Genomic DNA, 25,807 nt, shown 5'->3' with positions numbered 1-25,807 from the left:
GAACCCCCTCCCCCTACCCCCCTCCCGCAAGGGGAGGGGGGACTCAAAAGAGGCGATCTGCGAATCCGACAGCCCGCAAAGGGAAGGGAGACTGTTCGAACGGCCGCCTCACTCCGCCGGCGCGGAGGCGGGGGCGATCGCCGGCTCCGCCGGCTTGCGCCAGACGTCGCGGGCTTCGCGCGGGCTGTAGCCGAATTCGCGCCGGAACGCCCGGGTGAAGTCCGAGGCCAGCTTGAAGCCGCAGCTGTAGGCGATGTCCTGGATCCGCCGGCCGCTCTCGCCGGTGAGGGCGGCGTGGGCGGCGAACAGGCGGCATTGCTGGATGTAGCGCGACACCCCGCCGGCCTGCTCGAACACCCGGTAGAGATTCGAGCGCGAGACCCGCAGGTCCTGGGCCACCCGCTCCGGCGTCAGCTCGGGGTCGCCGAAATGGGCCTGGATGTGAGCGCGGGCGCGGTCGAACAGGATCGAGACGATGGCATGGCGCGCCTGCTCCTGCCGGTCGCGGGACGGCCCGACGCAGGCCGCCAGCATCTCGGCCGTGGCCCGCCCGGCCAGCACCAGATCCTCTGGCGACATGCCGATCAGCCTGGCCTCGAGGCTGCGCAGATAGTCGACCAGGAGGGCCGTGAGCGGACCGGCCAGGATGGCGCCCGAGGCGCTGTCGAAATTGGCGGCGGCGGCGGCGAACAGGTCCCGCGGCAGCGTCAGCCACAGCCCGCCATGATGGGTCGCGCGGCCCCGGAACGGCTCGTCCATCGACAGCAGGAACAGGTCGCCCGGCCGGATATGGGCCTGGCCGTCCGGGCTTTCGATCCACATCTCCCCGACCGTCGGCAGCATCAGGCGCCAGCAGCCGACCGGCGCGCGGCGCGGGCCGGAGCCCGGCCGGCCCAGCGCATGGCTGAAGGAGAAGGCGTCGGCATGGCCGAAGGCCGCGGACAGGCCGCCCAGGCCGCAGACCATGAATTCCGCGACGAAGCCGTCCGCCGGCGTCACCCCGGGCGGCAGGCCGACATCCATCAGCGGGCCGAGAGCGGAGCGGAAGGCCTCGAACTGCTGCTCCGGCGCATAGGCCAGGGTCGAGACGCCGCGCGGGACCGACGGCCGCCTGTCGGCCAGATCACGCGGCACCGGCGGGAACGGGTCCCATTCCAGCACGTCGCGATAATGGTCGAGCCGGACGCGGTCTTCCCATCCAGCGCACACGGACGGCGGGGCAAGCAGCCGGACACGAGCGTCTCCGCCGGGCAGGCCCGGCGGCGGCACGGGCCGCGCACCGATCTCGAACAGCGCCCCCGCCGGCGGAAGCGGAATTCCCGGAGCGGGCCCGTACGGGATCACGGGGGCCGGCCCGACCGGGGCACGGGCCGCCGCATCGTCCCCGAAAGACCGACCGTTCGATCGGTTCATTCCGCCCCTCTCCCGCCTGGACGGGCCGAGATCCTCGAAGCCTGATGTCGGTCGGCTCGTCGGCACGGGCGCCCCCGCCGCCCTGAATGGCATGTATTCCTATGGTGTTCACCACCAGCCCGGCATGACGAAATGATGACAAGGACTGTGGAAATACGACTCTGAAACATTGTCCCTCGATCAGGGTCGCCCCTCAGAACATCTGCATATTTCCGAATGCTGCATCACCCGACGTGGCATCTCGTGCAGACCGATGTCCTAAAACGAGCAATTGACTTCGCAAGCAGCGCATCCGGCATGGCAATCAACAGCTTTCCGATATATCAATATTGTAGAAACTTTAGATTTTATTTTATGCAATAAGAAAAACTCAAATTGCCGAAGGATTGTTGCTCGCCGCTTTGCTGTTCCCGGGGCCGTGTCGGCCGGAAAAGCCGCTATGCGCGCGGCACGCGGCCGAAATGGCGCTTGTAGTTGCGATAGAAGGTCGAGGGGTTGGAGAAGCCGTGGTCCAGGATCACGCTCGCCACCTTCTGCCCGCCCGCCTCGATCTCCCGCCGCGCGGCTTCGAGCCGTGCGGTCATGATCGTCTCGTGCAGGGAGGCGCGGCTGTCGTAGAAGATGCTGTACAGCTTGCGCTTCGATATGGCGAACTCGCGGGCCAGCAGGTCGGCGCCGAGAGCCTGGTTCTTCACGTTCCGGGCGATGAACGCCCTGATCCTGTGGTAGAGGCCGTGATCGCGGCGCGGGCCCTCCTCCCTCTCCTCCTGCGTCAGATAGTCCCCGATCGCCACGCCGATATAGTCGAAGATCGGGATGTCCCGCTGGCACGGCCCGATGTCGCCGCCTTCCGGCCGGACCAGCTCGGCCAGGCCGACGATGTAGTCCGCCAGCGAAGTGCTCGCCGTCACCGCGACGCCGGATGCCTTCGCCAGGACCGGCGGCTCGGCCCCGGCCACCTGGAGCAGATCCAGCTCGCAGCTGCCGGACTCCCCGGCCGACAGCGCCAGGCTGAACCCCAGGTCGCCGCCGATGACGGCGACCGAGCTCGGCGACAGCGGCCGCCCGGCCTCGCCCACCGTCAGGAGGCCGTTTCCCCGCAGGACCAGGACGAGGAAATGCGGCCCCGCGACGCCGTCCCGACCGCTGCGGCGCGTGAGCACGCCCGGGGTGATGCGCAGATGCGCCGCCCCGCTGCTGCCGACGATGCTGAACCGGATCGCGGCACGGAAATCCCCCCCATCCGGCTCGAACGCCGCCCTGAGCACGGGCTCGCAGACCTGCCGGGCGAACGCTTCCGCATCCGCATAGAGGATCGATCCGGAAACGGAGCTGCCTTGCCTTGGGGTGACGGAGGACGCTTGCCGGGGCATCGGTCGTCGATCGGTCGATGTGAACAACGGGGACGGCCCCTGGCAGACAGAGTCGACTGTGCGTCCGGGGGGTCGGTTTGGCCGGCATCGCGGACCGGACCTCGTTGCCCGTTCCGACCGATGCATGGCAATCGTTTGCCGACGATAATGATCGTCGGATTGTTTGCAAGAATTTTCTTCCGGCCCGTCGAGTTTGCCGCGGCCCCGCCGCCGATCGCCACATTTGCAACACGCTGCTGCGGGATGAGACAGACGGATGGAGCACGGACGAGCCATGCCAGGGCGACGCGAGAACGGCCGGAGTCGTGGACCGCTGATGAGCGACGTCGCGCGACTGGCTGGCGTCGCGACCTCGACGGTCAGCCGCGCCCTGGCCATTCCCGGCCGGGTCAACGAGGCGACCCGGCGGCGCATCGCCGCCGCGGCCGAGCAGCTCGGCTATATCCCGAACGCCGCGGCGCGGAATCTGCGGGCCTGCAGATCCACGAACATCATGGCCACCCTGCCGGGCCCGAGCACCATCTTCGGGGTCGCCCAGATCATCCCGGCCGTGGTGCAGAATCTCTCCGCCACCCTGTCGGAGAACGGCTTCGATCTCCTCTTCTGCAATCGCGACTCCCCGGCCGCCCAACGGCACATCCTCGGCCAGGCCTTCGACGGCTCCGTCCGCGGCGTGGTCGTGTTCGGCGCCGCGGCCCTGCCGTCCTATGGGCGCCGGTCGCTCACCGATGCCGACCTCCCGATCGTGTCGCTGCTGGTCGACCGCAGCGCGGCCGGCATCCCGAGCATCATCACCAACGACCACGGCGCGATGCGCGAGGGCGTGCTCCACCTGATCGCGCTGGGCCACCGGTCGTTCCTCTATGTCGCCGGCCCGCCGGGCAGCTATCACGAGGCCGAGCGGTTTTCGGGGCTGGTCGACGCCCTGGCGACGGCAGGCCTCTCCGGGCAGGCCGTCATCCGCCATGGGGGACGCCTCGGGTTCAACGACGGCCTCCAGGCCGGCGTCGAGGCGGCGCAGACGTATCTGGCGATGGAGCGGCGCCCCACCGCCGTCGTCTGCTGCGCCGACGACGCCGCGATCTCGTTCATCGGCACCGTCCGGCCTCATGGCGTCGCCGTGCCCGACGACGTCTCGATCCTCGGCTTCGACGGGGCCGCGGTCGGCGCGTTCTGCGACCCGCCCCTGACGACGCTGGCGCAGCCGACCCGGGATCTCGGGATCCGGGCCGCGGAGGTCATGCTGCAGCTCCTGAAGAACGCCGCCGCGGCGCCGCCGCTGAAGACGACGCTGCCGAGCCGGCTTCTCCTGCGGGGCAGCACGGGCGCCCCGAAGGGAGCGTAGAGAGAGCCGGCCGGTTCAGGACGCGGCGGCCCCGCCGGCTACCCGGCCCGCGGCGTCCGGCCGAAACGGCGCTTGTAGTTGCGGTAGAAGGTCGACGCGTTGGTGAAGCCGTGGTCCCGGATCAGGCTCGCCATCTTCTGTCCGCCGGCCTCGATGACCCGATGCGCCGCCTCCAGCCGCGCCTCCATGATCATGTCGTGCAGCGAGGCGCCGTGGTCGCTGACGACGGCATACAGCTTCCGCTTCGAGATGCCGAATTCCCGCGCGATCAGATCGGCCCCCAGATGCGGGTGCCGCACATGGCCCTGGATGAAGGACTGGATCCGGCGGAGCAGCCGCAGCCCCTCGGGCTCGGCCACATCCGCCTGCTGCACATAGTCCCTGATCGCCCTGCGGATGTAGTCGAAGATCGGCATTCGCGCCGCGAGGGGCTCGTCCGTCCCGGCCCCTTGGACGATCAGCCTCGCATGCTTGGAGACGTAGCGTGCCAGCATGCCGCTGGTCAGGGCGACGCAGCCGGCCGTCCGGCGCAGCTCGGGCGGGCCGGCGGCCGCGATGTGCAGCCAGTCGACCACATGGCCCTCGCCGTCCGTGTCGCCCAGCTGCAGCTCGAAGCCCTGGTCGCCGTCGATGGCGGCGACCATGCCGGGCGCGAGGGCGCGTCTCTGCTGCCCCGTGATCAGCAGGCATGCGCTCCAGGGCACGAGGATGAGATAATGGTCGCCGAGCCGGGCCGCCCCCCCGGCCGGGCGACGGATCACGCCGGGGCCCGAGCGGATATGGATGGCCCTGTGCCGGCCGATGAAGCCGAACAGCAGGTTGGCGGGGCCGGACCGATCGCCCAGCGGCTCCAGCGAGGAATCGAGGAGCGGCTGACACAGCCGCCGGAAATGCTCGTCCGGGCGGGCGCACAGGATCGATCCACAGGCAGAACTTTCTCGCATCTCCCAATGCCTGCAGCGTCATTCATGCGATGCGGTCTCTCGGCCCAGGATTAGGATTTTACTCTCATGAAGAACATAGGGCCACCCTCCGCCGCACGCCTCGCGGCACCGGCACCAGAGACAACTCCAGGACGGGCGTCTCCGCCCCCTGGCCGGAAACGCGATCAACGGCCGCTCCGCGCCGGCAAGGACTGGCTTGCGTCCACCTGAATGGCCGACGCTCGATCGGGAAAGCGAGACAGGTTCATGCAGCCCATGGACGCTCCTTTGACTTGCCCGTCCTCAACCCGTGCGGATAACTAAATAGCCCTCATTTAAATCACAATAAGTTTCTTTGGGGCCATATTTGGGAATATTTTTTCATTTTACACTCCAGAAAGACATCATGATCTGGAGAAAAAAGCCGGAGCCGCCTGTTCCCTGGCCCCACCGATCTTCATGCACGGCTGTCCCGACCCTAGAGGGAACGTTCCCCGAAGGCGAGGGTTCCCACGAGCCGACCGATGGTCCGGCCGTCAGTGAATGACTTTTATAACTATAAAAATCGCCAGCATTGGCTGCATCAAGACGAATCTTCGCCCAAAGCACGAGGCGATGCGCCCGCATCGCCGGTTGAACGCCGCAATGTCTCATCCGGCGCAGCCTCCAGGCCGCCGCAGCAAACGATACTGCCCTGCATAATTTGATAATACATCTGCGCGGGACGACATCCCAAGCCGCGCCAACCGGCCCGGCAACCCGCTATATCGGATGCATGCAGACTGACCTGCCCTCGCCGCCTGAACAGGCGAGGCCGAGGTCACGAATGCCGCACCGCCCCCTTTCCCCCCTTCCGGTGACGCAGGACGATGGCCATTCCCCACCCAACCGTCTCGGCCGGGCAGCGCGTCACGACATCCGGCTCGATGCTGTACGAAGGGGGCGTCGACTATTTCCGGTCGCAATTCTGCCAGCCGCTGCTGCACGCGGACTTCGTGCCGACGACCGATGTGCCGTTCCGGGTCACGGCCAAGCTCGGCATCGTCGACGATCATCGATCCCTGCGTCTCTTCTGCACGCCCGGAATCCTCCGCCGCCGCAGCAGGTCTGGCGTCCCCGCCCACTGCCTGGTCATCGCCACCGGGAACAGCTGCGCGCTCCTGATCAAGGACCAGACGGTCCGGCTGAAGCCGGGGGCGGCCGTCGTCATCGACGGCAGCTGCGACTTCGACCTGGTCCTGGAGAAGGATTCCGGGCGCTCCTGCCTCCTCGACTGGCTCCACATCACCCAGGATGCCGAGGCGCTGTTTCCCGGCCTGGACGCCCTGGCGGTGATCAACAGCGAAGCGATCACGACCTATATCCGGTTCCACAACGAGCTGATGACCACCGACCAGGGGGCGGAGCTGACCTCCATTCCGGAGGTGCCCTCCTTCAACCATCTGGTCGAGATCATCCGCGCCTACCTGCTGGGGATGGCGCCGTCGAGGCCCCACGACAGGGACCGGCTGCTGTATGAGCAGATCAAGATGCACATCGCCGAGAATCTGGGCAGCCGGATCCTCTCGTCCGAGTCCATCGCCCGGCATTTCGAGATCTCGCCGCGGAAGCTGTACGGCCTGTTCGAGCGGATGGGCGCTTCCCTGCGCGAGACCATCATCACCATGAGGCTGGAAGCCGCCCATCGCGAGATCGAGCTCGGGACGAAGAAGGTGACGACCATCCTGCTCGACTACGGCTTCAGCAACGCGTCGACCTTCTACCGGCTGTACAAGAAGCACTTCGGCGGGCCGCCCCGGTCCGGGCGCGGGGAGGAGGCGGCGGGCATGCGCCCGAAGACGCCGCCGACGGACGACCGATAACGAGGCGGCGACAACGGCAACCGAAAGCCGACCGCGACATCGGCGGTTCGGGTTCCGAAGCCGCTGCGCTTGGCCTATCATCGGCCGGTCCCGCCACCACAGCGCGTCAATGCCGAATCCGTCGAAAGTCCCTTCGCCGCCGGTGGCCGGGCCGCCGCCGCCCCTCACCGAAAGCGCCCGCGCGGTCCTGCGGATGGTGTCGACCTCCGGCCCGATCACCCGGCCGCAGCTGGGCGCGCTCCTGGACTTCTCGAAGCCGACGATGTCGGCCGCCGTTGGCGAGCTTGAAGCGCACGGGCTGGTGGCATCCCGGGGCACGGTCAAGGGCCCGACCGGCCGGACGGCCGTCACCTACGGCCTCGGGCCGCAGGCCGGCACCGTCGTCGGCGTCGACGCCGGCACCACCCACACCCATGCGATCGCAGCCGGCCTGGACGGGCGGCCGATCGCCGAGGCCGACCTGCCGTCGTCGGAGATCGAAGGCGCGGTGGAGCAGGTGCTGGAGCGTGCCCGCCGGGACGGGCCGCTGCGGGCGATCGCGGTGGCGGTGCCGACGATCGTCTCCTCTGCCCTGGCGCCGCGCGGCCGGGGCAAGGACCTGCCGGCCATCGCGCGGCGCCTGCAGGCCCGCTTCCGCGTGCCGATCCTGCTGGAGAACAACGTCAACTGCGCCGCCCTGGCGGAGCTGCGCGAGGGCACGGCCCAGGGGCGGGCGTCGTTCATCTACCTGCAGGTCGGGGTCAAGATCGGGCTCGGCATCATCGTCGACGGCCGGCTGTTCCGCGGTGTCAACGGCGCGGCCGGCGAAGTCGGGCGCCTGCCCTTCCCCTGGTCGGCGACGGAGACGCCGCGGCTGGAGGCGCTGGAGGAGTATCTGGGCTCGGCCAGCCTGGTCGCCCGCTGCGCCCGGGACTGGCCGGCCGATGAGGGCGCGCCGCCGGAGAGCGCCGAGGAGCTGTTCGCGCGGGCCGCGACCTCGGCCCATGCCCGCGCCTGCATCGACCGGCACGCCGCCGATATCGGCCGGCTGGTCGCCGCCTGCGTCGGGGTGCTCGACCCCGGCCTCGCCGTGCTGGGCGGCGGCGTCGGCCAGAACGAGCTGATGGTGGAGCAGATCGCCCGCACCGTCGCGGAGCTGACCTGGCCGACCGAGATCGCCGTCAGCCGGCTGACCCGGAAGGCCACCGCGCTCGGCGCCGTCGGGCTGGCGGCGGATTACAGCCTCGGCACGCTGCTGGGCGAGGACCGGCGCCCGGCCTTCTTTCTGCTGCCCGCTGCGGACGGGGAGCCGCGGCCGGCCCGCCGCCTGACGCGGGCGGTGGGCGGGCCGCGCTGATCCCGGGTCAGGCGGCCTGCAACGGCAGCTTGGTGTCGGTCTGCCGGTAGCGGAAGTTGCAGACCGGCAGGCCGGCGGCCTCGGCCAGGTCGGCGATCAGCAGCTGCGCCGGGACGGCCTGCAGGATCGCGCCCGGCAACCCGGTCCCGGGCACCGGGATCACCACCAGGTTCCGCGCATCGGCCACGTCGTCGCGCGCGGTGATCAGCACCGAGGGGATGCCGAAGCCCGCGAGGTCCTGCGCCAGCTTCACCTCGCGACCGTCGCCGAACAGGATCACGCCGCTGCGTGCATCGTTCGGCTCCATCGGGCCGTGCAGGAAGTTCAGCGTGTCCCAGCCCTGCGCCGCGACCCGCACGGCCTCGCGGATCAGGAGCGCGGCGTAGCCGGCGGTGCCGAAGCCGATGCCGGAGCCGACGCAGTCGATGGCGATGCGGCCGGCCAGCAGCGCCGACGCCTTCGCCACCGGCCCGGCGATGGCGGCGAGGACCGCCTCGGCCGCCGCCGGCAGCGCCGCCCAGTCGGCGCCCGAGGGCCGGCCGGCCCGGTCCGCCAGCAGGCCGATCGCCTGCAGCGCACAGACATAGCTGGTGGTGTTCGGGCCGCTGTCCGGGCCGCTCGCCGTCGCGATCATGGTCCGGGCGACCTCGCCCAGCGGCGTCGCGGCCGCGTTGGCGATGCCGAAGGTCGCGGCCTGCGGCCGGATCCGGAGCGCCTGGGCCGGCTCGACGCTGCGGCCGGAGGCGGAGATCGCGACATAGGCGTCGGCCGCGTCGACCGCCGGGTCGTAGAGGTCGGTTCCGGGCAGCGCGAAGGCCCGGATGCCCTGGCCGCGCATCGCCGCGGCGCCGGCCTCGGCCGCATAGAGGCTGGCGCCGATGCCGACCAGGGCGACCGTTCCCCGCCGCAGCGGCGCCAGATCCGCCCGCTCCAGCATCCCGGCCACGGCCTGCCGGCTCGCCTCCAGCGCCTTCGGCTGCAGGGCGACGCCGTCGCGGTAACTGACTCTGTCTGTCATTCGTCTGGTCCGTTTGCGGTCGGGGAGGTGTGGCTCAGTCGAGCTTCATGTAATCGGCCCAGCGGGCCGCATCGTTGACGGTGATGGTGGCGACGGCGTTCTGGCTGAGGCCCCATTTCTCGAAGATCTTCCCGTAGCTGCCGTCGTCGATCATCTTCTGCAGCGTGGCCTTGATCGCGTCGCGCAGCTCGGGGTTGGTCTTGCCGACCAGGATGCCCTGGTAGCCGACCGCGTATTTGGCGGTCTCCACCAGCTCCAGCTTCTTGCCGGTCTGCGGCTGGTGCGCCAGCGTGTAGGCGGCCACCCCGACCGTATCGAGCGAGACGTCGAGGCGCCCGCTGCGCATCGCCACCTTGGCCTGGTCGTTCGACGGGAACTGCATCACCTCCAGCGGCTTGTCCGCCGGGCACAGCTCCTTCTGCCTGTCGAGCAGTTGCAGCGGGATCGAACCCTGCACCGCGCCGGCGCGCAGGCCGCAGATGTCGCTGATCTTCCTGATGCCGTGCGGGTTGCCCTCGGGCACGATCAGCCCGGTGCCTTCGAGCGTATAGTCGATGATGTCGAGGATCTTTTCGCGCTCGATAAAGTCGCCGAAGGCCGACATGCCGAGGTCGAAGCGCCCGGCCTGGATCGCCGGGATGATGCTGGCGAACTGGGCGGGGGAGAAGGTGAACGTCACGCCCAGCCGCGCCGCCATCTCGGCGGCCAGGTCCTGCTCCAGCCCGATCAGCGTCGTGTTGTCGGTGTCGTAGAAGTCATAGGGCGGCTGCTGCGGGTCGGTGCCGACCCTGATCTCGCCCGACTGGCGGATGGATTCCGGCAGCATCGCCCGCAGCGCGGGATCGACCTCGGCGGCCTGCGCCGCGCCGGCGCCGAGGATGGCGGCGGCCGCCAGAACGAAGAGTTTGCTCGTCATTGTCTCGCTCCCTGTTTGCGTTGCACGGTTTGCCTTGCACGGTCCCGGCGGCGGACCGGTCAGCGGACCCGCCGCAGGAAGGCCTGGGTGCGCTGGTGCCGGGGATGGTCCAGCACCTCGGCGGCCGTCCCCTCCTCCACCACCACGCCCTGGTCCATGAAGATCACCCGGTCCGCGACCTCACGGGCGAAGCCCAGCTCATGGGTGACGACCAGCATCGTCATGCCCTCGGCGGCCAGGCGCCTCATCACCGCCAGCACCTCGCCCACCAGCTCCGGGTCGAGGGCCGAGGTCGGCTCGTCGAACAGCATCAGCTTCGGGCGCATGGCCAGCGCCCGGGCGATCGCCACGCGCTGCTGCTGGCCGCCCGAGAGCTGCTGCGGATAGGCCTGGGCCTTGTCCTGGAGATCGACCATCTCCAGCAGCGCCCGGGCGCGGACGACGGCGTCCCGACGCGGCTCGCCGCGGATCAGCACCGGCGCCTGGACGATGTTCTCCAGCACGTCGAGATGCGGGAACAGGTTGAAGCGCTGGAACACCATGCCGATGTCGCGGCGCTGGCGCGCCAGCTCGACGGCCTTCAGCTCGTACAGGCGGTCGCCCTGGCGGCGGTAGCCGATCAGCGCGCCATCGACCAGGATCTCGCCGCCGCTGAGCTTCTCCAGATGGTTGATGCAGCGCAGGAAGGTCGACTTGCCGCTGCCGGACGGGCCCAGCATGCAGGCGACCTCGCCCTTGCGGATGGTCAGGTCGATGCCCGACAGCACCTGCAGGCTGTCGAAGGCCTTGCGCACGCCGATCGCCTCGACCATCGGCCGTGCCGTGTCCGGTCCGACAGCGCCCATCAGCCCTGCCTCCCCGCCGCGCCGAGGATCCGCCGGGCCTTCGCGGGCGCCCGGTCGCTGCGGGCCAGGCGCCGCTCGATCCAGGACTGGCCGATGGAGGCGGCCGTGGTCAGCACCAGGTACCAGATGCTGGCGACGATCAGCAGCTCGATGATCAGGAAGTTCTTGGCGTAGATGTTCTGGACCCGCGTCAGCAGGTCCTGCGCCGCCACCACCGAGACCAGCGAGGTGGTCTTCAGCATCGAGATGGTCTGGTTGCCGATCGGCGGGATGATGACGCGCAGCGCCTGCGGCAGCACGATCCGGGTCAGGGTCTGCAACGGGGTGTAGCCGAGCGCCGTCGCCGCCTCGCTCTGCCCCCTGTCGACGGCCAGCAGACCGCCGCGGACGATCTCCGCCACATAGGCGGATTCGTTCAGGCTGAGCGCCAGGAGGGCGGCCGTGAAGGCCGAGATCAGCGCATTGGTCTCGACATGCAGCGGCCCGATATCGATCGCCGGGATGAACAGCTGGATGTTGAACCAGAAGATGATCTGCACCAGCAGCGGCGTGCCGCGGAAGAACCAGATGTAGAAGCCGGCGAAGCCGGACAGGACCGGGTTCGAGGCCAGCCGCATCATCGCCAGCACGATCCCGGCCAGGATGCTGATCGCCATGGCGAGGACGGTGAAGACCAGGGTCAGCCGGATGCCGTCCAGGATCGTCGGGTCGAACAGATAGGTCGCGATCGCGTCCCACTGCACGTTCCGGCTGCCGGCGACCAGGGCGGCGAAGCCCAGGACGACAGCCATCAGCAGGGCGGCGCCGAACCGCTGGCCCCAATAGCGCGCCGGGATGATCCGCAGCCCCGGCCGCGGCGTGCGCCCGGTGGGCGCGGCGTCAGTCGCTGTCATCGCATCCTCCGATCACTGTCGGGCAGCACGGTCCGCGGTCGACCAGAGGCCATCGCCGGCCGCGGCAGATTCGGGGGCAGATCGCCCCGGATCAGGCTTTCGGCGAGCCGGACCGCCCCGAGGGCCGGCGGAGTGGCCAGGAGCGTCACGGTCCAGCCCGGCACCTGCCCGGCGACCGCCGCCTCGAAGGCCCGCATCAGCCGCGGCTGGCGCACGATGACGCCGCCGCCGGCGACCACGCAGCCGCCTGTCGCGCCCCTGTCCACCAGCCGCCGGACCAGCAGCGCCAGGGCCTGGCCGCCTGCCTCGATCACCGATCGGGCGAGCTCCGATCCGCCCTCCGCAGCGGCGAACAGGGCGGGCGCGTGGCGGCCGATCCCGGCGGCGCTGCCCTCGGCGGCCAGGGTCTTGCCGAGCCGGACCGGGTCTTCGAGGTCGAGGGTGCCGAGCAGCGTCCGCGCCAGCGGGTCCAGGGCCTGGCCCCGGTCCAGCGCGTCCCGGACCGCCCGGGCGGCGTCCCGCACCAGGCCGCTGGCGCTGCCCTCGTCGCCAAGGAACCAGCCCCAGCCCCCCGCCGTCAGCATGGTACCGTCGGCCAGGCGGGCGACCGCGATCGAGCCGGTGCCGGCGATGACGGAGATCCCCATCGCCTGGCCGGCCGCCGGCAGCAGCAGCTCGGAATCGTTGAGCACGAGAACCGCGCCGCCGATCCGGGCCGCGATCCGGTCCTGGAACGCCCGGCACTGATCGGTGCTGTCGCAGCCATGCGCGCCGACGACGATGGCGGCCGGTTCGGCGCCGCCCGCCGCGTCGCGAGCCATCGCGACGAGCGCCGCCGCGTCCTCCTCGGGGCGATGGCGGCGCCAGCCTTTGGTGAGGCCGGTGCTGTCGGCCAGGACCGCACCATCGCGAGCCGCGATCAGCTGCGTCTTAGTCCCGCCGATATCGACGCCCACCACGATGTCGCCCGCCACCTTGCCTCCTACGGCTCCACGAAACTACAGTTAGTTAACCTAACTAACTATATCGCGCAATGGTCTTCTGCGACAGGAGGATGGTGTCGACATCGGTTGCCGCGGATCCCGCAACCGGACATCAGGCCCGATGCCGGCACATCGGGCTCTTCTGCATTCGCTACCAGGTCTTGGCTAGACGAACGTCACGACAGACCGTCGCCGGTCTCGGGCCATTCGTCATCCGGAACATCCCAGATGTCACCGTTCTTGACGCCGTCGATCTCGTATTTCGTCAGATAGCTGCCGAGCAGGTCTCCGAACTCGTCCGCCCTCTTCTGCTGCTTGCCTTCCGCGATCAGGCTCGGAAGGATCAGCGCCAGCGCGCCGACACCCGCCGCGGCCAGTCCGAGCCCCCCGGCGGCCAGCGCCGGGATCAGGCGCGCCACGCTGGGGGCGAACAGCGCCAGCCCGCCCTCCACGGCGGACGCCAAGCCGGCCAATGCGCCCAGGGAGCCCGCTGTGATGCTGATGCCGCCGGTGACCTTGTCGCCTTTGCGGATCGCCTGGACGCCGTCGAAGATGCCATAGGCGCCCGCGGCGATGCCGACGATCCCGCCCAGGCCCTTGGCAGCCTGCTCGAACTTGTTCAGGTTGGAGGTCAGCTTCTCGTTGAGCTTCAGCTTGTCCTGAAGGCCCTGACTTTCCGGGGAGACATCGTCGAGAAGCGAGCCGACATGGTCGAGAAGATCGCCCTCGAGCTTGCCCTTCACGCCCTTCAGGTAGTCCTGGTAGCCCTTGGTGCCGCCTTCCGTCAGGATTGTCGCGGTCTGGATCGAACCGGTGGTGATGTCGACGATCTGCCGGTCGGTCAGCTTGCCCGAGCCGCTGGCGCCCTTGGCGATCGTGACGCCGGCCAGGAAAAGACCGCTGACGCCGTGCAGGACACCCTTGTCGGCGGCGCCCTTGACCGACGAATCCGGGCTGAAGAGCTTGAGCTCGTTGAGTGACTTCGCCCCCTGGCGCAGCAGGTCCCAGTCGCCCCTGAAGGTGGCCAGGATCTGGTCGGGCTTCGCGACCGTCCCGTCCTGGTTGATGAACAGCTCCGGATTGTCCTTGCCGACCTGCTCGATGAAGGTCTTGACCTTTTCCTCGTCCAGCTCGTCGCCGCCATTGACGCCGAACGCCGTCTTGATGTCGTCGAACGAAGCATCCTTGAAGGCGTTTTCCTGCGCGATCTTCGTGAAGTTCTCGTTCAGCTGCTTGTCGAACGTCCCGGTGAATTCGGGGTCGAGAGCAGCGTTGTACAGCGCAACCTCCATGCTGAACGCACTGGTTGCCTTCTCGAACGAATTATCCTTGAGCAGCTCGTTCAGGCGATCGCCGGACGCAAGCGAATTCTCGTAGAAATCCTGCAATTCGCCGGCATGCTTGGAGTTCTTGACGGCATTCTGGATATCCGCCGCGTCCTTGATGCCCAGGGCGCCCTGGAACGTCTGCGCCGATCCGAAGAACTCGGCAAGGACCGCCTGCTGGTCCGTCTTGCCGTCTTTCATCCTCGTGTCCCACAGACTGTCGAGAACCGTTCCGGACTTGATATCGTCGTCGTAGGTCTTTTGCAGGGCGTCCTTGAGGCCCTTGTTGTCGTCCAGCAGCTTGGTAATCTGCTTGGCGCTGTTCTCGTTCAGATACTTGACGACCTCCGGATCGTTCTCGAGGGTCTCGATATGATCGTTGACGTCCTGGAGCAGCTTCTCCGGATCCGGATGGCTGCGCACGCGGTTTGCGATGCTGACGATCGAGTAGTCGTCCTTCCACATGCCCGCCTCGGCCCCCTTGGTGATCAGCTGCTGGGCCGTCAGCAGGTCCTGGAGGGCGGCGGCTTTTTCTTCCGTGGAGTGGTTTTCGGGGTGCTCGAACAGGTCCTTGTTCAGTTTGCTGGTATCGGTTCCGGCGACGACATTCGCATCGGCGACACCGGACAGGAGCGTGATGGCCGAGGCGGCATCCTTCGGAGCCTGCGTCGTCAGCCAGGTCTTCACGTCGCCCTTGCTGAGATTGCCGTCGGGCTTGAGCTTCAGCGGGTCCTGCGCCGTCTCGATCATGTTGAACGCGCCGGGCTGCGACCAAAAATCGAGCGCCTCCTTGAATTCCTCGCTGATTTGCGGGTTCTCGTCCTTGTACGTCTTCAGCGCCTCGGCCGTCAGATGGTCGCCTGAACCGGTCTTGCCTTTGATCGCGTCGTAGTTTTCACCGATGATGGCCGCGTATTTGGCAAACGTCTTCGATGCTTCGTCCGCATCCGGATTGGCTTTCAGGAAGTCCTGGTAGCTGCCGATATCCTCCGCCTTCTTCACGTCCGGAAGGGTCGAGAAGCCGTACTTTCCGAAATCCTGCAGGCGGCCGGCCTCGGTGCCGTGCCTGGCTTCGCCGCTCTTGGTGAAGCCGTCGATGCTGGTGTTGGAGACGTCCCCGCCGGACAGGGCATTGCCCTTCTCGTCAACCATCGTGATGCGATCGAGAACCTGGCTCGCCCGGTACGCGGCATCGGCATCCGTCTCGAAATCGCCGACCCGTTCCTTCAGCATGTCCTTGACGCCGCTCTGGTTGCCCAGATTCTTCAGCAGCGGGGAGTCGTCGATGATCTCTTGCGCCGAACGCTTGTCGTCGTCCGGCAGCTCCCATTTCAGACCCACCTTCTCGGCCTGTGCGCGGGCTTCCGGGTCGTCGCCGACAGATGCCAGGTCCTGAAGCTCGCCCTTCAGGTTGGAGAAGCCGTATTTGCCGAAATCCTGCAGGCGGCCGGCTTCCGTGCCATGCCTTGCGTCGCCACCCTTGGTGAAGCCGTCGATCCGGCCATTGTCGATGTCGTTGCCGGCGATCCTGTTTCCGTTCTCGTCGAACGTCTCGACATGGTCCAGGACCTGCGCCGCCCGGAATGCGGCGTCGGCATCCGTGTCGATATCGCCGCCGACCCTGTCCTCCAGCATGTCCCGGACGCCGCTCTGGTTGCCGAGACCGCGCAACAGGGGCGTGTCATCGATGATGTCCTGCGCCGAGCGCTTGTCGCCTTCCGGCCGCTGCCAGCGTATGCCCGCGTCCTTCGCTGCCTTCTGGGCCTGCTCCCACGCATCGAGGGTCTTGCGATCCACCGTCGTCGGGTCATGGGCGGCAGCGGGATGGTTGGTCGACGGGCTGACTTTTGACATGTGACACGTCTCTCCGGCCTCTGCGGCGTTTCGGCCCGCATGATTAGGAATCGATTCAGCTTAGAGCGGGTCCATGAACGGCATGTGACATGCCGGCCCTTTTGCGCGGCTCTGCCGGCGGACCTTCCCCCTGTCGCCGGCCGTCATGCGCAGGCGCCGCAGCGCAATCCGGAAGGCCTTAAGGCGCGAGCCCTGCCGCGACGGCGGAGGCGACCGGCGTCTCGGGATGGCCGTCGGCCGCGGCCGCGATGTCGGCTTCCAGCATCTCGAGCGCGAAGGGCAGCGACAGGACGCTGCCGAATGACATGGCCGTGGTCGCGAGGGCGGCCGCGAACACCTCGCGCCCCTCGCGGTACGCCGCCAGGGTGTGCCGCATCGGCAGTGCCGCGAGGTCCGGCGCCGCGTCCTGGTTCGATACCCAGACCAGGACATCGGCTTCGAGCGGCGACAGGTCCTCAGGCGAAAGCGCCGCGTAGAAGCCGTTCGGGCCGGTGAGCGCCGCCACCGCCGCCGTCGGATGGAAGCCGAGCTCGGCGAGGAAGCGCGCCCTGGTGTCGCCGCTGATGAAGGCGCCGGTCTCGCCGTCCCAGTGATAGGCGGCCACGGCGGTCTTCCCTTCCCAGTCCGGATGGCGCGCCCGCGCCGCCGCGAACGTCCCGCGCACCGACGCGATCAGGGCCTCGGCCTCGACCGGCTTGCCGAGCGCGCGGCCGATGGTCCGGGTCGTCGCATCCCAGGCCGTGCCGAAGGCCGCATCGGCGGCGTCCTGCATCAGGACCGGGGCGACCTTCGACAGAACGGCGTATTCGGCCTCCGAGAGGCCGGAGCCGATGCCGACGATAAGGTCCGGCTGCAGCGCGGCGACGCGCTCCATCGGGACCTCGCCGACGAGGTCGACGGGCCGGGCATCGCCGAGATAGGGCCGGGCCCAGGGCCCTATCCCGTAGGCAAAGTCGCTGAACCAGTGCCGCACCGCGATGGGCGGCACGCCGAGGGCCAGCAGAGGGTCCTGGGTCGTGTAGCCGAGCGAGACCACCCGCCGGGCCGGGCGCGGCAGCACCGTCTCGCCGAAGACATGGCGGAAGCGCAACTCGCCCGCCCGCGCGGCCGGCGCCATCGCGCAGGCCGCGAGACCGGCGAGCGCGGCCCGCCGGCTGAGGCCGCGCCAGCCTTTCGGCGCGGCCGGCGCCGTCTCCTCGCCCGCGGCCGTCACCATGTGTACTTGATCGTCGCCTTCACGGTCCGCCCGTCTCCGTAATAGGCGGTGTTGGAGTAGGTATCGACGGAAGAGATATAGCGCTCGTCGAACAGGTTCGTCGCGTTGATCTGCAGGGTCGCGTGGTCGACCAGCCGGTAGCTGATCATCGCGTCGACCAGGGTGCGGGCGTCGAGCTGGATGGTGTTGGCGTTGTCCGCGAAGGTCGAGCCGACATAGCGGATGCCGGCGCCGATGGTCAGGTCGTTGAACGTCCAGCGGCCCGGAAGGGTGTAGTCCACCCATGCCGAGGCGATGTTCTCGGGCACCAGCTGCGGCCGGTTGCCGACATTGCCCTCGGTTCCGTCCTCCAGGATCTCCGGGTCCCAATGGGAATAGGCGAGGGTCAGATTGAGCCGGTCGTCGAGCGCCATCTTGCCTTCGAACTCGGCGCCGCGCACGCGGACCTTGCCGACCTGCGCCTGGGTGGTGGCGTTGATGTAGTAGGGGACATTGGTCTGGGTGATGTCGAACAGGGCCAGCGTGAACAGCGCGTCGGCGAAGTCCGGCCGGTATTTGACGCCCACCTCGTACTGGGCGCCCTCCTGCGGCTTCGGTGGCCCGAGCAGGGCCAGCTCCGCCGACACCGGCTGGAAGGATTCCGAGTAGTTCGCATAGACGGACAGGTCGTCGCTCAGCCTGTAGGTAAGGCCGACCCGGCCGGTGAAGGCCTCGTCCGTCGCGCCGTAGGACAGATTGCTCTCCGGATACTTCGAATCCGTCCGGACGTTGTCGTAGCGGCCGCCGAGCGTGAGGATGACCCGGTCGAAGAAGGTCACCTCCTCCTGGGCATAGAGGCCGAGGGCGCTGCGGTCCTGGTTCCAGCGGTAGCCCGGCGGCAGGGTGATGCAGGCCCTGCCGCAGTAGTCGGGATGGTGGATGTCGATGCCGGGCGCAGAGCCGAAGACGCGACGCTCGTTCACATGTTCGTAGGAGTAGTCGAGGCCGACCAGGGTGCGGCTGTCGACCGGTCCGAAGCCCGCGTCATACTGCAGCTGGTTGTCGACGGCGAAGCGCTGTGTGTCGCCATAGACCGCCCAGGCGCTGCGCGGCACTGCCGGGTCCGCGGTCGCGCCGTAGACCGATTCATAGGTCAGGCCGAGGTCGGTGTAGCGCAGGCCCTGGCGGAACTGGAGCCCGTTCTCGAATGTGTGGCTGAAGCGGTAGCCGAGGTTCCATTCCTCCGTGTCCATCTTGTCGAAGTCCGGCTCGCCGAGATAGGTGTCCGGATCGATGCCGGACCCCAGCGGGATGCCGTGCGACGTGTTGCCGTCGCGCTTGTAGTAGTCGGCGAAGACGGTCAGTTCCGTCCGATCGGTCGGCCGCCACGTCACCGCCGGGGCGACATAGATCCGGTCGTCATTGGAATGGTCCGTGCCGTCGCTGCCGTCCTGGCCCTTGGCCGTGAAGCGGTACAGCCACTTGCCTTCGGGATCGATCGGGCCGCCGAAGTCGGTGCCGCCCTCGACATGGCCGTCGCCGAAGGTCCCGTAGGCCTCGCCGAACGTGTAGCTCAGCGGCTTCTTCGTGACGGCGTTGACGAGGCCGCCCGGCGCGTTCAGGCCGAACAGGGTCGATGTCGAGCCCTTCAGAACCTCGAACCGCTCCATGCCGTAGGGCTCGACCCGGCTGCCGACGAAGCCCGGGATCCGCATCGGCAGGCCGTCGCGGTAGGTGCCCAGGCTCGTCTGGTAGAAGCCCCGGATGAGGTAGAAATCGTAGCGGTTGTCGCTGCCGTAAATGTCGGTGACGACACCCGAGGTATAGGCCAGCGCATCGTCGAGAGACTCGACCCCGCGCTGCTTCATCTCCTTCTCGGTGACGACGGAGACCGACGCCGGAACGTCGAGGATCGGCGTGTCAGTCTTGCTGCCGACCGCCGATCCGGGGGCGATGATCGTCGCCCGGTCGTCCGCCCCGCCCGCACCCTGGACGACGATCGGCTCGAGCGCGAGCGTTCCCTGGTCCGGCGTGTCCTGTGCGGCAGCGCCCTCCACTGCAAGCAGCATCGTCGCCGTGATCAAGCCGGAATATCTCAGCATCGGTCCTGTGGCCCATGATCTGGAGTCCTGGCTTTCGGCTTGGAGGTTGATATGCGGTGCCTCTCTTAGGATCCCGGGATCGGCCGCGCAACATAAATGTGAGCAATAGCTCAAAATATCAGTTGCGGGAGGCGGCCCTATGGCGCTCCCATGAGTTGAGGCCAGTTGCGGGAGGAGAGTCTGCGATCTAACAATGCGGCCCATCCAGGCGGCGCTGCCGCTGTCGAGACCAGAGAAAATCGGCCATATTCCTCAAGAAATCTTGTCCTGTTCTATGGACATTGGGCAGGAAGCGAACCTGGAGGTCGTGTTGCAGGAAGGAGAAGAGCCCCCCGCGGTCGGGAGGAAATCCGCCAAGCAGAGCCGATCGAAGGCGAAAGTCCGTCTCATTCTCGACACGACGCTGTCCATGCTCAACGCCGGCCCTGCCGACAAGATAACGACCAATGATATTGCAAGAAATGCAAACATCAGCATTGGAACCCTGTATCAGTTTTTTTCAAAAAAGGAAGATATATATTACGAGATCTACCGGCAGTGGCTTGAACAGACCCTGAACCTTTTGGACGAGATCGACGCCCGGTTTGACGGAAGCGAGGGGCTGGAAGCCTATGCCGATGCCGTCTTTGAAAGCTTGTCCCGTGACGAAACCATAAATTCCCGGGGTCACTGGCAGCTGAGGTTCGCGATGAGCAGTTCACGAGACCTGGCGGACCTTGAAAGACGGCATGATCAGGAGGTTTTCCATCGCATCGTCGCATCGCAACGGAAGTTCGCGCGAAAGGTCACCGCGGAACAGGCCCGCGCCCTTGCCCGCCTCCAGCACAACGTGGCGGTCGCGTGCCTCTCCGCGGCGGCCGAGGTCAATTCGGGCCGCGAACGGGACATACTGTTGAAGTGGTGCAGAAAGACGCTGCATCTCGTCTATGACGTCGACAAACTCGACTCCTGACTTCATCGCCGCCTTGCAATCGACATTGGCGACCCGGAAGGCCGCATCCGCCGTCCGGCTATCCATCGCGCTTCGCTGAGGTTGAGCGCTGTCGTCACAAACGCGACGCAAGCATAGCCGGGGCAGAAAGCAAACAAGCTCGCGATCCGCGAGGACCTCGCCTATGTGGTCACGCCGAGGCCGACAGCCTGATCACGTTCCAGGACGCAGGCCCGAGTGTCGCCGCGATCCGCCCGCCCTCGACCCGCACGCCATTGAGCGCGCGAGGCGTGATGCGGTCTGGCGTCTCCCTGGTATTGGTCGCGGAGAGATCGTCGTCGCGGATTTCCAGCGCCTCCGACAATTCGAGGTCCCCGAAGCCGTGCACGTCGATTCCGATCGGGGCCGATTGGTCGAGATGGCGGTTGAGGACGAACAGAGTCACGGCCCGGCCGGCCTCGTCGTGAACGGCGGCGAGCTTGACATAAGGCACGGCGGGCAGTGGGAAGGTCAGGTCGGCGGTGCCGCGAGGATCGTGATAGGTCGCGGCATAGGTCGGCGAGGCCACCTGCGCGCGCAGGACCCGCCCGCGGCCGAAATTGCTGAAATGGGCGAAGGGGTGGAAGATCGTCTGCCGCCAGGCCGGGCCGCCGGTTTCCGTCATGATCGGCGCGATGGCGTTCACCAGCTGCGCGAGGCAGGCAGAGCGCACCCGGTCGGCGTGGTTGAGCAGCGAGATGCAGGCCCCGCCGAAGGCCAGCGCATCCTTCATGGTGTAGACCTCTTCGAGGATCTCGGGCGCGACCGGCCAGCCGAGCTTGGTCCGCCCCTCACCTCTCCGGCGCGTGCGGTACCACACGTTCCATTCGTCGAAGCTGAGCATGATGCGCTTGGACGAGCGCCGCCGCGCCGCCACCGCGTCGACGATGGCGACGACCTCGTCGATGAAGGAGTCCATCAGGTCGGAGCTGGCGAGGAAGGCCGGCGTGTCCCCGGCATAGTCGTTGAGATAGGTGTGCAGCGAGATGAAGTCGACATGCTCGAAGCTGTGCTCGAGCACCGTGTCCTCCCAGGCGCCGAAGGTCGGCATGGTGCGGCCGGAGGAGCCGCAGGCGGCGAGCTCGATCGACGGATCGACCCATTTCATCAGCTTGGCAGCCTCGGTGGCGATGCGGCCGTATTCTTCCGCCGTCTTGGTCCCCATCTGCCAAGCGCCGTCCATCTCGTTGCCGAGGCACCAGAACTTGACACCGTGCGGTTCCGGCCAGCCATGGGCACGACGAAGATCCGAAAGCTCCGTCCCGCCGGGGAAGTTGCAGTATTCGAGGAACCGGCGGGCGGCGTCGCCGTCGCGCGTGCCGAGATTGACCGCGAGCATCGGCTCGATGCCGGCCGCCCGGCACCAGTCGATGAACTCGTTGGTGCCGAAGGCATTGGTTTCCATCGACATCCAGGCGAGATCGAGACGGCGGGGACGCTTGTCGGCCGGCCCGACGCCGTCCTCCCAGTTGTAGCCCGAGACGAAATTGCCGCCCGGATACCGCATGATGGTCGGCGCCAGCTCACGCACCAGTGCGAGCACGTCGCCGCGAAAGCCCTGGGCATCGGCGCTCGGATGTCCCGGCTCGTACAGACCGCCATAGACGCAGCGCCCGAGATGCTCGACGAAGGCGCCGAACAGACGAGGGTCGGTCTCGCCGATGGCAAAGTTGCGGTCGATGGAAACCTTGACGGTCTGCATGTCGGACTCCGAGAGAGACGGGAGGACGGTCAGGCCGCCGGCTGGGGCCTGGGTTCGGCGGGACGCTCGTCCCGCCAGGCGTTGCCGACGGGCAGCACCGCCTGCAGCAATCGGATGGAATAGGGGTGGCTCGGGGCGTCGAGCACGGCGCGGGCCGGCCCGCTCTCCACCACCCTGCCCTTCTCCATGATGATCAGGCGGTCGCTGATGGTGTAGGCGGTGGCGAGGTCGTGGGTGATGTAGATGATCGAGACGCCGAACTCGTCGCGCAGCGTCCGGAACATGTTGACGATCGTCATGCGCAGCGACGCGTCGATCATCGAGACCGGCTCGTCCGCCACCACCAGCGCCGGCTCGGGCACCAGGGCACGGGCGATCGCCACGCGCTGCAGCTGCCCGCCGGACATCTCGTGCGGGAAGCGGCCGCGGACCTCGGCGAGCGTGAGCCCGACCTTGCGCAGCGCCGCATCCGCCCGGGCCTCGGCATCGTCGCGCGTTTTGGCGCCGCAGAAGCGGCGCGCCGCCATGTACAAATAGCGGTCGAGCCGCTTCAGCGGGTTGAACGCCTCGAAGGGGTTCTGGAACACCGGCTGCACCTCGGCCATGAAGGCCAGCCGGTCGCGACGGCTGCGGATGGCCGCGAGATCGCGGCCGCGAAACTGGATCGACCCGCCGCTCGGCGACACGCTGTTCAGGATCATCCGCGCCAGCGTCGACTTGCCCGAGCCGGACTCGCCGATGATCGTGAAGATCTCCGGCCGCTCGCTGGCCAGGGCGAAATCGACGCTGTCGACGGCGTGCACCACATGGCGCCCGAACAGCCCTCCGGACCTGAAGGTCTTGCTGACCTGCCGGATCTCCAGAAGGGTGGTCATGCCAGGACCGCCCCGCCGGCCCTGGCCTTGGCGACATGGCAAGCGACGCGGTGCCCCGGCTCGAGCTCCTCCAGCGCCGGCGCCGCCTCGCGGCAGCGCCCCACCGCCAGCGGGCAGCGGGGGTGAAAGCGGCAGCCCGCCGGCGGGTCGGCCAGGTTCGGCGGCGCCCCCGGCAGGCCGGCCTGCCTGACCTCGTCCCCGATCCGGGGCAGGCTGGAGATGAGGTGCGCCGTATAGGGATGGAACGGGCGCTGGAAGATTTCCGCGGTCGGCCCCTCCTCCACCAGCCGGCCGGCATACATGATGCCGAGCCGGTCGGTCAGATTGGCATGCACCGCCATGTCGTGGGTGACGAACAGGATGGAGGAGCCCATCTCCTGCTGCACCTCGCGCAGCATGGCCAGCACGCCCTTCTGAACGATGACGTCCAGCGCGGTGGTCGGTTCGTCGGCGATGATGAATTCGGGCCGGCAGATGGTGGCGAGCGCGATGGTCAGGCGCTGGCGCATGCCGCCCGACATCTCGTGCGGATAGGCGTCGAGCACCTTCGGGTCGAGGGACAGCCGCCGCAGATGGGCAGAGACCGCGGCGAAGAAGGCCTGCCGGGTGCCGCCGAGGTGGCGGGCGGCGAAGTCGACGAAGCTGTGCCGGATCCGGCGCACCGGGTTGAGCACGTTCATCGAGCCCTGGCTGACATAGGACAGGCGGCTCCAGCGGATCGCGTCGAGCTGGGCCGGGGACATCGCGTAGACGTCCCGGCGGCCGTCCTTGAAGTCGAAGGTGACCGAGCCGCCGACGACGTTCAGCGGCGGGCGGATCGCGCGGGCGATGGTCTTGATCAGCGTGGTCTTGCCGGAGCTGGATTCCCCGGCCAGGCCGTAGACCTCGTTGCGGCGGATGGCGAAGGTGACGTCGTCGACGGCCCGCACCTCCCGGGTCACGCCGAAGAAGCGCATCTGATAGTAGGCCTTGAGGCCCGAGACCTGGAGCAGCGGTGCCGGGCTCATGCGCCGCCCCCCATGCGCGCGAGCCGGCTGCGCGGATCGATGTATTCGTTCATCGAGATCGCGAGCAGGAACAGCCCGACGAAGAGCATGACCACCAGGGCCACCGGAAAGGCGATCCACCACCACACGCCGGCGACGAGCGCCGTGTGCTGGTTCGCCCAGTAGATCATCCCGCCCACGGTCGGGGTGTTGATGTCGGTGAAGCCGAGCACCGACAGCGTGACCTCGATGCCGATCGACCAGTTGATGTTGTTCATCGTCGTGGAGAACACGATCGGGAGGACGAAGGGCAGGTGTTCCTGCACCAGGATCCGGCCGGTGCTCGCGCCCGAGAAATAGGCCTGGTTGGTGAATTCGCGGGACCGCAGGCTCATCGCCATGGCGCGGATCAGCCGCGCGTCATAGGCCCAGCCGAGCCCGGCGGTGATCAGCGCGAGCATGGCCCAGCTCATCGCGTCGCGCATGATGAAGTAGAACAGCACGAGGATCGGGAACAGCGGGATGACGACGAAGGTGTCGTTGATCGACATCAGCACCCGGTCGACCCATCCGCCCTTGTAGCCGGCGACGAGCCCGACCAGCAGCGCGATGATCCGGCTGAGCACCGCGACCACGATGCCGAAGGTGAGCGTGTTGCGGATCGCGAGGGTGAGCTGCCAGAACACGTCCTGCCCGCGCGAGGTCGTGCCGAAGAGGTAGTCCGATGACGGCGGGACGTCCGGCGCCACCACATAGACGTCGAGCGGCGGGTAGGGCGACACGAAGGACAGCAGCGCCATGACGAGCACGAGCCCCACCAGGACCAGGCCCGCGGCGAATTCGAAATTGTAGCGGACGAGGTCCCGGAGGATGGCGAGGAACTGCATCAGCGGACCTCCACGCGCGGATCGATCAGCGGAAACAGGAGGTCGATCACCAGGACCGCGGCCGAGACCGCGATGATCGACACCGAGGTGATGCCGAGCACCAGGCTGTAGTCGCCGGCATGAACCCCGCTGATCAGCAGTGAGCCGAGGCCGGGATAGCCGAACACCTGCTCGGTGATGATCGCGCCGTTGAAGATCGCGCCGAGTTGGAGCGCGAGGCCGGTGACCTGAGGCCCCAGCGCGTTGCGCATGACATAGGAGCCGAGGATCCGCCGGCGGCCGACGCCGGCCAGCTCGGCATAGGTGACGTAGTCCTCGGTCACGATGTTGGACACCAGCGCCCGCATGCCCATGAACCAGCCGCCGATGCCGACCGCCATCAGCGACAGGCTGGGCAGTATGGAATGCACCAGCACGTCCAGGGCGAAGCCGAAGCCGTCCTCGCGATTGACGTTCATGCTGGCGCCGCCGCTGATCGGCAGCACCGGCCAGACGAAGCCGAACACGATCAGGAAGACGAAGGCGACGATGTAGTACGGGATCGGATGAACCCCCATCGACACGATCCCGGCCAGCTTCAGCAGGCGGTTCCGCCGGTAGTAGCCGGCGAGCCCGCCGATCAGGTTGCCGATGATCCAGGTCATCAGGGTGGAGGCGAGAAGCAGCCCGACGGTCCAGGGCATGGCCCGCCAGATCAGGGTGGAGACCGGGGTCGGGAAGGCGGACAGCGACGGACCGAAATCGCCGACGACGACCCGTCGCCAGAACGACAGATACTGCTCGACCGGCGATCCCTCGAGGCCGTAGAGCTGGCGCAGCGAGGCCCGCATCATCTCGACCGCCTCGGGGCTGGTGACGCCGAACGAAGTCGCCGCGGTCACGCTCTGCTCGACCGGGTCGATCGGCGTCGCATGCGTGATGACATAGGTGATGTTCACGCCGATGAAGACGACCAGCGCGAATTGCAGCAGCCGCTTGGCGAGATAGGCGAGGAAGGGCTTCAT

General features: G+C 67.8%; 20 protein-coding genes. 4 read left to right on the top strand and 16 right to left on the bottom strand.

The genetic code is table 11. The features are described 5' to 3' along the window. Positions 1–108: 108 nt before the first annotated feature. Positions 109–1,209, bottom strand: a complete 1,101-nt coding sequence (locus ACFW16_RS22820; protein WP_380309298.1) for an AraC family transcriptional regulator — start codon at positions 1,207–1,209, stop codon at positions 109–111. A 641-nt stretch (positions 1,210–1,850) separates the two neighbouring features. Continuing rightward, positions 1,851–2,681 (bottom strand): helix-turn-helix domain-containing protein, encoded by an 831-nt coding sequence (locus ACFW16_RS22815; protein WP_380309296.1) that lies wholly within the window; start codon positions 2,679–2,681, stop codon positions 1,851–1,853. A 421-nt stretch (positions 2,682–3,102) separates the two neighbouring features. Here ACFW16_RS22815 and ACFW16_RS22810 point away from each other — a divergent pair, with 421 nt between their 5' ends. After that, positions 3,103–4,131, top strand: coding sequence for a LacI family DNA-binding transcriptional regulator (locus ACFW16_RS22810; protein ID WP_380309294.1), 1,029 nt, complete (start codon positions 3,103–3,105; stop codon positions 4,129–4,131). Positions 4,132–4,169: 38 nt separating this feature from the next. On the opposite strand, the gene ACFW16_RS22805 is transcribed toward ACFW16_RS22810, so the two are convergent. Continuing rightward, positions 4,170–5,075 carry a helix-turn-helix domain-containing protein gene (locus ACFW16_RS22805; RefSeq protein ID WP_380309292.1) on the bottom strand — a complete coding sequence of 302 codons (906 nt, stop codon included), beginning with the start codon at positions 5,073–5,075 and terminating at the stop codon, positions 4,170–4,172. Positions 5,076–5,923: 848 nt separating this feature from the next. Here ACFW16_RS22805 and ACFW16_RS22800 point away from each other — a divergent pair. Further along, positions 5,924–6,916 carry a helix-turn-helix transcriptional regulator gene (locus ACFW16_RS22800; protein ID WP_380309290.1) on the top strand — a complete coding sequence of 331 codons (993 nt, stop codon included), beginning with the start codon at positions 5,924–5,926 and terminating at the stop codon, positions 6,914–6,916. Between the two features lie 109 nt (positions 6,917–7,025). Beyond that, on the top strand, positions 7,026–8,252 hold the full coding sequence (locus ACFW16_RS22795; RefSeq protein WP_380309287.1) for an ROK family transcriptional regulator: 1,227 nt from the start codon (positions 7,026–7,028) through the stop codon (positions 8,250–8,252). 7 nt (positions 8,253–8,259) lie between these two features. On the opposite strand, the gene ACFW16_RS22790 is transcribed toward ACFW16_RS22795, so the two are convergent. The 8 genes from ACFW16_RS22790 to ACFW16_RS22755 all read right to left on the bottom strand — a co-directional run bounded on the left by ACFW16_RS22790 (position 8,260) and on the right by ACFW16_RS22755 (position 19,365). Next, positions 8,260–9,270, bottom strand: a complete 1,011-nt coding sequence (locus ACFW16_RS22790) for an SIS domain-containing protein (RefSeq protein WP_380309285.1) — start codon at positions 9,268–9,270, stop codon at positions 8,260–8,262. A 34-nt stretch (positions 9,271–9,304) separates the two neighbouring features. After that, entirely contained in the window at positions 9,305–10,186 is an 882-nt protein-coding gene (locus tag ACFW16_RS22785) for an ABC transporter substrate-binding protein (protein WP_380309283.1), read from the bottom strand. Between the two features lie 59 nt (positions 10,187–10,245). Further along, a complete protein-coding gene (locus ACFW16_RS22780) occupies positions 10,246–10,998 on the bottom strand; it encodes an amino acid ABC transporter ATP-binding protein (RefSeq protein ID WP_380309300.1) in 753 nt (250 codons plus the stop codon). Between the two features lie 32 nt (positions 10,999–11,030). After that, complete coding sequence (locus ACFW16_RS22775) at positions 11,031–11,924, bottom strand: amino acid ABC transporter permease (protein ID WP_380309281.1); 894 nt, start codon at positions 11,922–11,924, stop codon at positions 11,031–11,033. After that, positions 11,921–12,898 (bottom strand): N-acetylglucosamine kinase, encoded by a 978-nt coding sequence (locus ACFW16_RS22770; RefSeq protein WP_380309279.1) that lies wholly within the window; start codon positions 12,896–12,898, stop codon positions 11,921–11,923. The genes ACFW16_RS22775 and ACFW16_RS22770 overlap by 4 nt, the downstream gene beginning before the upstream one ends. A 185-nt stretch (positions 12,899–13,083) precedes the next feature. Further along, a complete protein-coding gene (locus ACFW16_RS22765; protein ID WP_380309277.1) occupies positions 13,084–16,086 on the bottom strand; it encodes a type III effector HrpK domain-containing protein in 3,003 nt (1,000 codons plus the stop codon). 178 nt (positions 16,087–16,264) lie between these two features. Further along, complete coding sequence (locus tag ACFW16_RS22760) at positions 16,265–17,302, bottom strand: ABC transporter substrate-binding protein (RefSeq protein ID WP_380309275.1); 1,038 nt, start codon at positions 17,300–17,302, stop codon at positions 16,265–16,267. Next, positions 17,296–19,365 carry a TonB-dependent siderophore receptor gene (locus tag ACFW16_RS22755; RefSeq protein WP_380309272.1) on the bottom strand — a complete coding sequence of 690 codons (2,070 nt, stop codon included), beginning with the start codon at positions 19,363–19,365 and terminating at the stop codon, positions 17,296–17,298. Before ACFW16_RS22755 ends, ACFW16_RS22760 begins: the two co-directional genes overlap by 7 nt. A 211-nt stretch (positions 19,366–19,576) precedes the next feature. Between ACFW16_RS22755 and ACFW16_RS22750 the strand changes: the two genes are divergently transcribed. After that, complete coding sequence (locus tag ACFW16_RS22750; RefSeq protein WP_380309270.1) at positions 19,577–20,335, top strand: TetR/AcrR family transcriptional regulator; 759 nt, start codon at positions 19,577–19,579, stop codon at positions 20,333–20,335. 169 nt (positions 20,336–20,504) lie between these two features. On the opposite strand, the gene ACFW16_RS22745 is transcribed toward ACFW16_RS22750, so the two are convergent. Genes ACFW16_RS22745 through ACFW16_RS22725 form a run of 5 tightly spaced genes read right to left on the bottom strand, consistent with a single transcriptional unit; the run spans position 20,505 to position 25,807 of the window. Then, positions 20,505–22,055, bottom strand: a complete 1,551-nt coding sequence (locus tag ACFW16_RS22745) for an alpha-N-arabinofuranosidase (protein WP_380309268.1) — start codon at positions 22,053–22,055, stop codon at positions 20,505–20,507. 29 nt (positions 22,056–22,084) lie between these two features. Next, positions 22,085–22,930, bottom strand: coding sequence for an ABC transporter ATP-binding protein (locus ACFW16_RS22740; protein ID WP_380309266.1), 846 nt, complete (start codon positions 22,928–22,930; stop codon positions 22,085–22,087). Beyond that, positions 22,927–23,937 (bottom strand): ABC transporter ATP-binding protein, encoded by a 1,011-nt coding sequence (locus ACFW16_RS22735; RefSeq protein ID WP_380309264.1) that lies wholly within the window; start codon positions 23,935–23,937, stop codon positions 22,927–22,929. Before ACFW16_RS22735 ends, ACFW16_RS22740 begins: the two co-directional genes overlap by 4 nt. Continuing rightward, the gene (locus tag ACFW16_RS22730; RefSeq protein WP_380309262.1) at positions 23,934–24,803 is read right to left on the bottom strand and encodes an ABC transporter permease; all 870 of its coding nucleotides are present in this window, start codon (positions 24,801–24,803) and stop codon (positions 23,934–23,936) included. The genes ACFW16_RS22735 and ACFW16_RS22730 overlap by 4 nt, the downstream gene beginning before the upstream one ends. Continuing rightward, entirely contained in the window at positions 24,803–25,807 is a 1,005-nt protein-coding gene (locus ACFW16_RS22725; protein WP_380309260.1) for an ABC transporter permease, read from the bottom strand. The genes ACFW16_RS22730 and ACFW16_RS22725 overlap by 1 nt, the downstream gene beginning before the upstream one ends.

The organism is Inquilinus sp. NPDC058860 (assembly GCF_042743185.1).
Lineage (GTDB): Bacteria > Pseudomonadota > Alphaproteobacteria > DSM-16000 > Inquilinaceae > Inquilinus.
Note: the sequence above shows the minus strand (reverse complement) of the source record. Positions and strands in the feature narration are given on the sequence as shown.

What these genes read in the sequence shown, in the direction of transcription:
- ACFW16_RS22800 (WP_380309290.1), top strand. Translation starts at nt 5,924, where the DNA reads ATGGCCATTCCCCACCCAACCGTCTCGGCCGGGCAGCGCGTCACGACA.
- ACFW16_RS22750 (WP_380309270.1), top strand. Translation starts at nt 19,577, where the DNA reads ATGCGGCCCATCCAGGCGGCGCTGCCGCTGTCGAGACCAGAGAAAATC.
- ACFW16_RS22735 (WP_380309264.1), bottom strand. Translation starts at nt 23,937, where the DNA reads ATGAGCCCGGCACCGCTGCTCCAGGTCTCGGGCCTCAAGGCCTACTAT.
- ACFW16_RS22810 (WP_380309294.1), top strand. Translation starts at nt 3,103, where the DNA reads ATGAGCGACGTCGCGCGACTGGCTGGCGTCGCGACCTCGACGGTCAGC.
- ACFW16_RS22740 (WP_380309266.1), bottom strand. Translation starts at nt 22,930, where the DNA reads ATGACCACCCTTCTGGAGATCCGGCAGGTCAGCAAGACCTTCAGGTCC.
- ACFW16_RS22795 (WP_380309287.1), top strand. Translation starts at nt 7,026, where the DNA reads ATGCCGAATCCGTCGAAAGTCCCTTCGCCGCCGGTGGCCGGGCCGCCG.
- ACFW16_RS22765 (WP_380309277.1), bottom strand. Translation starts at nt 16,086, where the DNA reads ATGTCAAAAGTCAGCCCGTCGACCAACCATCCCGCTGCCGCCCATGAC.
- ACFW16_RS22730 (WP_380309262.1), bottom strand. Translation starts at nt 24,803, where the DNA reads ATGCAGTTCCTCGCCATCCTCCGGGACCTCGTCCGCTACAATTTCGAA.
- ACFW16_RS22785 (WP_380309283.1), bottom strand. Translation starts at nt 10,186, where the DNA reads ATGACGAGCAAACTCTTCGTTCTGGCGGCCGCCGCCATCCTCGGCGCC.
- ACFW16_RS22760 (WP_380309275.1), bottom strand. Translation starts at nt 17,302, where the DNA reads ATGGTGACGGCCGCGGGCGAGGAGACGGCGCCGGCCGCGCCGAAAGGC.
- ACFW16_RS22725 (WP_380309260.1), bottom strand. Translation starts at nt 25,807, where the DNA reads ATGAAGCCCTTCCTCGCCTATCTCGCCAAGCGGCTGCTGCAATTCGCG.
- ACFW16_RS22805 (WP_380309292.1), bottom strand. Translation starts at nt 5,075, where the DNA reads ATGCGAGAAAGTTCTGCCTGTGGATCGATCCTGTGCGCCCGCCCGGAC.
- ACFW16_RS22775 (WP_380309281.1), bottom strand. Translation starts at nt 11,924, where the DNA reads ATGACAGCGACTGACGCCGCGCCCACCGGGCGCACGCCGCGGCCGGGG.
- ACFW16_RS22780 (WP_380309300.1), bottom strand. Translation starts at nt 10,998, where the DNA reads ATGGTCGAGGCGATCGGCGTGCGCAAGGCCTTCGACAGCCTGCAGGTG.
- ACFW16_RS22745 (WP_380309268.1), bottom strand. Translation starts at nt 22,055, where the DNA reads ATGCAGACCGTCAAGGTTTCCATCGACCGCAACTTTGCCATCGGCGAG.
- ACFW16_RS22790 (WP_380309285.1), bottom strand. Translation starts at nt 9,270, where the DNA reads ATGACAGACAGAGTCAGTTACCGCGACGGCGTCGCCCTGCAGCCGAAG.